We start from the raw sequence: 7,428 nt of genomic DNA, 5'->3' as shown, positions 1-7,428 counted from the left end.
ACAACCCGGGCAGCAACAGCTACGCGCCCTACCCCCCGCCCTTCGGTCCGGGTGGTTTCCCCAACGGCCAGAGCGGCCCCAACGGCGGCGGATTGGGCGGTCCCGGCGCGAACTCCGGGCGCGAGCGCCAGGTTCTGGAGACCGATCCCGAGACCGGGCTGCCGATCAATCCCGAAACCGGGCGGCCCTTCCCCGTCGATCCCGAGTCCGGCCTTCCCATCGACCCTGAGACCAGGCTGCCGGTCGTCACCGACCCGGAGACCGGCGAGGTCCAGCCGATCAATCCGCTGACGGGCGAGCCTTACGCTCCGAACGCGGAGCCCCCCACGCTGGAGACCGATCCCGAGACCGGGCTGCCGATCAACCCCGAAACCGGAGAGCCCTTCCCCATCAGCTCCGAATCCGGCCTCCCCTACAACCCCGAAGCCGGGCTGCCGGTCGTCACCGACCCGGAGACCGGCGAGGTCCAGCCGATCGACCCGCTGACGGGCTACCCCGAGGGCTACGGACAGGGCGGCGGCAACGCCCCGATACCCGAAAGCCCGGATTTCGACGTTCCCGGCCCCGACCAGGCGGATATCCCGCCGGAGATTCCCGATCCGGACCAGGCCGACCTCACTCCGCCGCCGACGCAAAGCACGCCCGACATTCCCGAATACCAGGGCGGTCCGCAGAACGGCGGCCAGGGACCGCAGAGTTCGGACCGCTCCACGTTGTTCTCCGGCCCGCCGTCCGGTTCCAATGCGCTGCCCGAGAACTCGACGGGCAATCAGAACAGCGGCCCGTCCGGCGGGGGCTTCGGCAGCACTCCGGGGAGTTCGCAGGACGGACCGGGGCCAGGCGGACTCGGACAGGGGACCGGCAACGGGGCCGGCAACGGGATCGGTAGCGAGACCGGCAACGGAGCCGGTGCGGGCAACGGCATGGGCCGCGGCATGATGCCGCCGATGATGCCCCCCATGGGCGGCATGGGCGGCATGGGCGGCGGCCAGAACAACCGCGAACGCGAACGCACCACGTGGTTGTCGGAGGACGAGCGCGTCTGGGGCACGGCGGCCAACCGCAACAGCACGGTTCTGGGCCGCCCCACGCCCGGCGCCGACAGCAAGAGGAGCACACAGCGCAATGACTTCATGGATGCCGGAGGAGAGCGAACGAGAACTGGAACGTCTGCAGAAGACGCTCCGCGAGGTGGAGGGCGCAAACGAAAGCCTGGAGTCGGCAACCGAGGAGGCCGTCGCCAAGAACAGACTGGTGGCGGCGAAGGTGAACGGGAGAGGTGAGCTGGTGGAGCTGAAGTTCCACACCCAGGCCTACCGGGACATGGCGCCAGCCGAACTGGCCGACACCATCCTGGACACCATCAAGCAGGCGCACGCCAAGATGGGCGAGCGCGTGGCCGAGCTCTACAAGCCGCTCGCACCCGAAGGGGTCGACATGCAAGCGGTGATGGAAGGCAGGTTCGACCCCGCGGAGATGTTCCGCCGGCTCGGCGGCACCATGCCTCGCGGCCCGTTCTCCTGACGACGGGGGCGGTCGCACCGCCCGCTCCGCCGTCCCCCGAAACGACCGCTGCGCACAGCAGGAAGGCAGGAGGCCGTGAACGCCTCGAACCAGGATTCCTCCGACTACTCCCATTCCAAAGCGCTGTTCGCCCTGCCGGAGGAACTCGCGCGGAGCGGGTCCGAGCTCTACGCCCCCGCGAACGCCGTCGACGAGATCAAGCGCCGCTACCAGTCCTTCCGCCAAGGGCTCGATCCGCTTTGGGGCGAGGACGAGATGTCCCAGAAGCTGGAGAAGAACACCGACCCGCTGGAAGAGAACCTGATGCTCTACCTCGACCACCTCGGCGAGGGCCTGCGGACGTGCGCCGACTACACCATGCAGACGGGCCGCAGCATGGAGGTCGTCGACGAGTCCGCCGCTGACACCGGCAAGTCGCTCAAGTCCGACATGGGTGACGTAGATGGCGGCGGCGGCAAGGGAGGCCGCTGGTGACATCGGTCGCCCGGGCGCGATCGGCGCAAACGCGGTCGCGCCGGACCGCGGTGGCCGTCGAGCCGGCCGGGCCGGCTCGACGGCCACCGCGCAGCGCAGACCGCGGCGTTGTTCCATCCCGCGACGGTGTTCCGCCCCGGCGCGGAGGCGTGCAAGGAGGACCACGATGACCGAACCGTTCGCCGCCCGACCGGGCGCGGCGGGCCGGCGCGCGCCCGGTCCCTCGGGGCTGCTGCACTGGCCCTCCCGGATTCCGCTGAACCAGCGCGCCGACGCGCGCCCCGGGCCCCTTCGGGAAACCGGGGACTCCCTCGACGGGCAGCCGGGCCTGCCCGACGTGGTACCGCAGGCGCATACCCCCCGAAGCGATGCGGCGGATGCCGCAGCCCCCGCCCGCCGCGGCATCTCCGTCCCCGACACCCGGCAGGAACCCGTGGCGAAGCCCGCCACCGCTCCCGAGGGCCGGCCCCTCGGGCGGCCGGGCCCGCCCGCCCTCGCCGGGGCGGCCATCGCCGGACTGCTGCTCGTGGTGGCGCCCTTGGCGATGTCGGCGCTGCAGCGCCCGGAGACCCTCGCGACCGTTCCGGTTACCGCGGGCGTGGGCCTGCGCGCCGAGGGACCCGAATCCGGCGGAGGCGGCGCGGGTGCCGGGCAGCAGGAGTCCGATACCACCGCGGGCACCGAATCGCTGAGCGGCGGCGCGCCAGCCGACTCCCCACCGGACCGCGGCTATGTCCCCGAAGCCGTTCCGCAGGAGGAGTCCGGCACATCCGCAACCGGCGAGCAGGCCCAGAGCCGGTCGCAAGGGGAGGGCACCGACAGCGGGCACACCGATGCCGCAGGGGCCGGCGGCGGCGTCGAGGCCGACGGCGCGCCGCAGAGCACCCCCGAGGCGGACTCGGGCGACCAGGACGGCGAAGGTGGCGGGGGTGACGGTGGCGGCGGCGAGCCCGGGCCGGACAGCGGCGACGCTCCTGCCGGTTCCGAGAACGAGAGTCGCGGCGACGACGGCGACGACGGCGAGAACGATGCCCCCGGCCCGGGGGACGAGCCCGCCGGCGACTCCGGCGACGCCCAGGCGGCGCCGATGATGGCGGGCCCCTCCGCCGGCGGCGAGCCCTCGCCCGAGGGCGAGGAGGCCGCCCCCTCCCCCTCGGCCTCCTCCTCCGGTCCCGAGTTCACCGCGCTCGCGGGTCCGGGCTGCCCCGGCGGTGCAGGCGCCTCCTATGGAGCCGCCGGGCGCGGCGGCGACGCCCCCCGCTGGGCGACCCGGGACGGCGGTTACGCCCTGGACGGCTGCGACGGCACCTATGACGCGATCCCGGTCTCGGGCACCGCGGAGTACGGCGACGGCCGGTACGCCTACTGGTCGTTCACCCCCGGCTTCGCCGACGCCCAGTGCGACGTCTACGTCTACATACCCGAGGACGCGAGCCCGCAGTGGGTCACCGACCGCGAGGCGATGTACCAGATCTTCCCCGGTCCCGAGCCCTCGGGCAGCGCCGCGGCGGTCTTCGGGGTGCGGCAGGCCGAGTCCAAGGGCGGCTGGGTGAAGGTGACGGGGTTCGTCTCGCCCACCGAGCGGTTCACCGTCCAGCTCACCAACATCGGCGAGGACGCGGTCGCGGGCCAGGGCGGTGCGACCTCGCACGTCGCGGCTTCGGCGGTCCGGGCGAGCTGCACCTGACGACGCCCGCACCGGGCGGGGCGGCCCGCAGCCGCCACCCGCGCAGAGCACGGGGCCGCGCAGCGGCGGCCCGCTAGTAGAGGAGAACGAACGTGGCCAGGCAGGTCCTTACCGTCGACCCGGACGCGGCGGACGGCTATCCGACGATCGGCGCCGCCCTCGCCGCAGCCGACAGCGGCGCCCTGATCAGCATCGCCCGCGGCCGCTACGAGGAGACCCTCGTGCTGCGCAACGTGGTCACCCTGGTGGCGCGCGACGGCCGCGGCAGCGTGGAGCTGCTCGCCGACTCGCGCAGCGCCGTGGCCTCGGCGGCCGAGGCGGTGAAGCTCTCGGGGCTGGTCCTCAGCGGCCGTTCGGCCGACCACCCCACCGTGGACATCGCCGCCGGCCAGGTGGAGATGGCCGACTGCGAGGTGAGCGCGGAGGCGTGGGCGGCGGTCTCGGTGCGGGGCTCGGGCGCGCTGGCGATGCGGGAGAGCCGGGTGACCTGCTCGGGCGGCGCCGGCGTGGTCATCACCGCGGCGGAACCCAGCGCGGTGGAGGACTGCGTCATCGAGGAGGTGAACACCAGCGCCCTGGTCATCGGTGAGCGCGGGCGCCCCTCGGTGCGCTCCTGCGTGCTGCGCGACACCGGCGGCAACGGCCTGTTCGCCAGCGGCCAGGCCGCCGGAACCGTCGAGGACTGCGAGATCTCCCGCACCGCCAAGCCCGCTATCGCGCTGGAGGAGGACGCCTCGACCAGCGTGCGCGGCACACGCGTGCACGGCGTGTCGGGCGACGGCCTGATGATCTCCAGTCGTGCCCGGCCGGTGATCGAGGACTGCGTCATCGAGGACACCGGCGACCGGGGTGTCGGCGTGCACAGCGGCGCCGACCCGCAGCTCTCGCGTGTCGCGGTGAACCGGGCGGGCGGTGTCGGCATCCACCTGTGGGGCAAGGCGCGGGGCCTGTTCGCCGACTGCGACGTGGCGGAGTCCGCCGGGGACGGAGTGCGGGCCGAGGACCGGGCGGCGACGTCGTTCATCGGCCTGACCGTGCGCGGCGGCACCGGCATCAGCCTGAGCGGCGGCAGCACCGTCGAGTTCGACCGGGGCGTCGTCACCGGCACGTCGGGACCGGGCTTCGTGATCGAGGAGTGCGCCCCGTTCCTGCGCGGGGTGGCGATCACCGAGACGCGGGGGCAGGGCGTCTTCTTCCGCAAGGAGGGCCACGGCCGCTTGGAGGACGCCACACTGGAGCGGACCGGCAAGGCCGCCATCGCCGTCAGCGAGGGGTCCCGGCCGCTGCTGAGCGGTGTGCAGATCAACGACAGCGCCGACAACGGCGTCAGCGTCGGCGCGAAGGCGAAGGCGGACCTGCGCGACTGCGACATCACCGGCTGTGCGGGCGAGGGCATCGCCGTGCACAACCGCGGCGAGGTGTCGGTGCTGCGCTCGCGGGTCTACAACGGGCGGCGCAACGGGGTGCTGGTGGCCGCGGGGGCGACGGCCTCGCTGCGCCGCTGCGAGATCTTCGGGAACAGCAGCGACGGTGTGCTGGTGCACTCCGCTGAGGACGTCGTGCTGGAGGACTGCTCGGTGCGCGAGAACGCCCGCTCGGGGCTGCGCCAGACCGTGACCAGCGACCGGGTCCGCGCCGAGGACCTGCTCAGCCGCGACAACGGCGCGCCCGACGCCTACGGGGAGGGCGCGGACACGTCGATGCCGGTGCCCTCGCCCGCACCCGGCCCGGACCAGGGCGACGGCGAGCAGGTCGGCGACGACGGCGAGGCGCAGGGACCGCTGGCCGATCTGGAGGCCCTGGTCGGGCTGGCCAACGTCAAGCACGAGGTCAAGACGCTGATCACGCGCACTCAGATGAACCGGCGCCGGGCGGAGATGGGGCTGCCGACACCGACGACGGGCAGGCACCTGGTGTTCGGCGGCCCGCCCGGTACCGGCAAGACGACCGTGGCGCGGCTCTACGGCCAGATCCTCGCCGAGCTGGACGTGCTGCGCTACGGCCACGTGGTCGAGGTGGCGCGCGCGGACCTGGTCTCGCAGTACGTCGGCGGGACCGCGATCAAGACGACCGAGGTGTTCGAGCGCGCCAAGGGCGGGGTGCTGTTCGTCGACGAGGCCTACACGCTCTCCGAGGGCAGCGAAGGCGGCAGCGGGCCCGACTTCGGCCGCGAGGCCATCGACACCCTGGTCAAGCTGATGGAGGACCACCGCGACGACGCGGTGGTCATCGTGGCCGGATACACCGACAACATGCAGCGGTTCCTGTCCGCCAACCCCGGGCTGGCCTCGCGCTTCAGCAGGACCATCGAGTTCCCCAACTACGAGGTCGGCGAGCTGGTCCAGATCATGCGCAACATGTGCGAGGCCAACCACTACACCATGGACGACAGCACCGTGCAGGCGCTGGCCGAGTACTTCGAGCGGGTGCCGAAGGGGCCGGCCTTCGGCAACGGGCGCGATGCGCGCAAGCTGTTCGAGGGGATGGTCGACCGGCAGGCCTACCGGCTGGGCGGTGAGGCGCCGGACAACCCGGCGGAGCTGGCACGGCTGGTGCCCGAGGACCTCGGGCCAGAGGTGCTGGAGAGCGCGTCGGCGGGCGCGGCCTCAGAGGACGACTTGGCGAGCCTGAGGGCGGAGCTGGACGGGATGATCGGGCTCCACGAGGTCAAGGACACGGTCAACGACCTGACCAACCTCGTCGTCATGGCCCGGCGGCGGTCGGACATGGGACTGCCGGTGGCGCCGATGAGCCACCACCTCGTCTTCGCCGGGCCGCCCGGCACCGGCAAGACGACGATCGCACGGCTCTACGGGCGGCTGCTGCACACGCTGGGCGTGCTACCGGGCGGTCACGTCGTCGAGACCGCCCGCTCCGACCTGGTCGGCCGCTACGTGGGCCACACCGCGCAGATGACGGCGGAGGTCTTCGAGCGCGCCAAGGGCGGGGTGCTGTTCGTCGACGAGGCCTACACTCTGGCGCCCAAGGCCGGCGGCGGCAACGACTTCGGCCAGGAGGCCATCGACACGCTGGTCAAGCTGATGGAGGACCACCGCGACGAGGTCGTGGTCATCGTCGCGGGCTACACCGACGAGATGCAGCGGTTCCTCGACTCCAACCCCGGGTTGGCGTCGCGGTTCAACCACCGGGTGGAGTTCGCGTCCTACAGCGACGACGAGCTGGTGACCATCGTCGAGCACATCGCGCGCGGGTCGGGCTACGAGTGCACCGAGCCGACGCTGGAGGCGCTGCGCGCGCACTTCTCCCAGGTGCCGCGCGACTCCTCGTTCGGCAACGGGCGCTACGCCCGCCAGGTGCTGGAGCGCATGGTCACCCGGCAGGCGGGCCGCCTGGTGCACGCCGAGAACGCGGGCCGCGACGACTTCAACACGCTGCTGCCCGAGGACATCCCGGCGCTCTGAGCGCGGTCTGCGGCACGACGGAAGCCGCGGCGGTCACCGGTGACCGCCGCGGCTTCCGTCGTTTCGGGCGGGAGCCACGACCACCGGTTCGCCGAGTCCGGCGTGGCCGGTATCGGACGTCGCCACACCCCCGGACCTGTGCTCATTTGAGCGAAACCGGTTGACTGTCGAGGGCAAACGGACATAATCAAAGAGGGCAACAACCAAACGGATCGGCAAATGCGGGCTCACACACACATTGCGCCGGGCGCAGCGCCCCGGATCCAGCGCGCTTCCGACTGATCGCCGGCCCGTCCGTCCCCGATGCGGTCGCTGCGGATT

Annotated in this window: 4 protein-coding genes and 1 pseudogene; all 5 read left to right on the top strand. The window is 72.5% G+C overall.

The window, feature by feature from the left end:
• A pseudogene (locus ABD284_RS21975) lies at window positions 1-1,283 on the top strand (hypothetical protein); the annotation flags it as partial.
• Window positions 1,192-1,524, top strand: a complete 333-nt coding sequence (locus ABD284_RS21970) for a YbaB/EbfC family nucleoid-associated protein (RefSeq protein WP_344146867.1) — start codon at window positions 1,192-1,194, stop codon at window positions 1,522-1,524. The pseudogene ABD284_RS21975 and the gene ABD284_RS21970, both read left to right, overlap by 92 nt.
• A 75-nt stretch (window positions 1,525-1,599) precedes the next feature.
• Window positions 1,600-1,998 carry a hypothetical protein gene (locus tag ABD284_RS21965; protein ID WP_344146864.1) on the top strand — a complete coding sequence of 133 codons (399 nt, stop codon included), beginning with the start codon at window positions 1,600-1,602 and terminating at the stop codon, window positions 1,996-1,998.
• Window positions 1,999-2,164: 166 nt separating this feature from the next.
• A complete protein-coding gene (locus tag ABD284_RS21960) occupies window positions 2,165-3,685 on the top strand; it encodes a hypothetical protein (RefSeq protein WP_344146861.1) in 1,521 nt (506 codons plus the stop codon).
• A 92-nt stretch (window positions 3,686-3,777) separates the two neighbouring features.
• The gene (locus tag ABD284_RS21955; protein ID WP_344146858.1) at window positions 3,778-7,107 is read left to right on the top strand and encodes a right-handed parallel beta-helix repeat-containing protein; all 3,330 of its coding nucleotides are present in this window, start codon (window positions 3,778-3,780) and stop codon (window positions 7,105-7,107) included.
• The last annotated feature ends 321 nt before the right edge of the window (window positions 7,108-7,428 follow it).

This window comes from Streptomonospora arabica (assembly GCF_039531585.1).
GTDB classification, from domain to species: Bacteria; Actinomycetota; Actinomycetes; order Streptosporangiales; family Streptosporangiaceae; genus Streptomonospora; species Streptomonospora halophila.
Note: the sequence above shows the minus strand (reverse complement) of the source record. Positions and strands in the feature narration are given on the sequence as shown.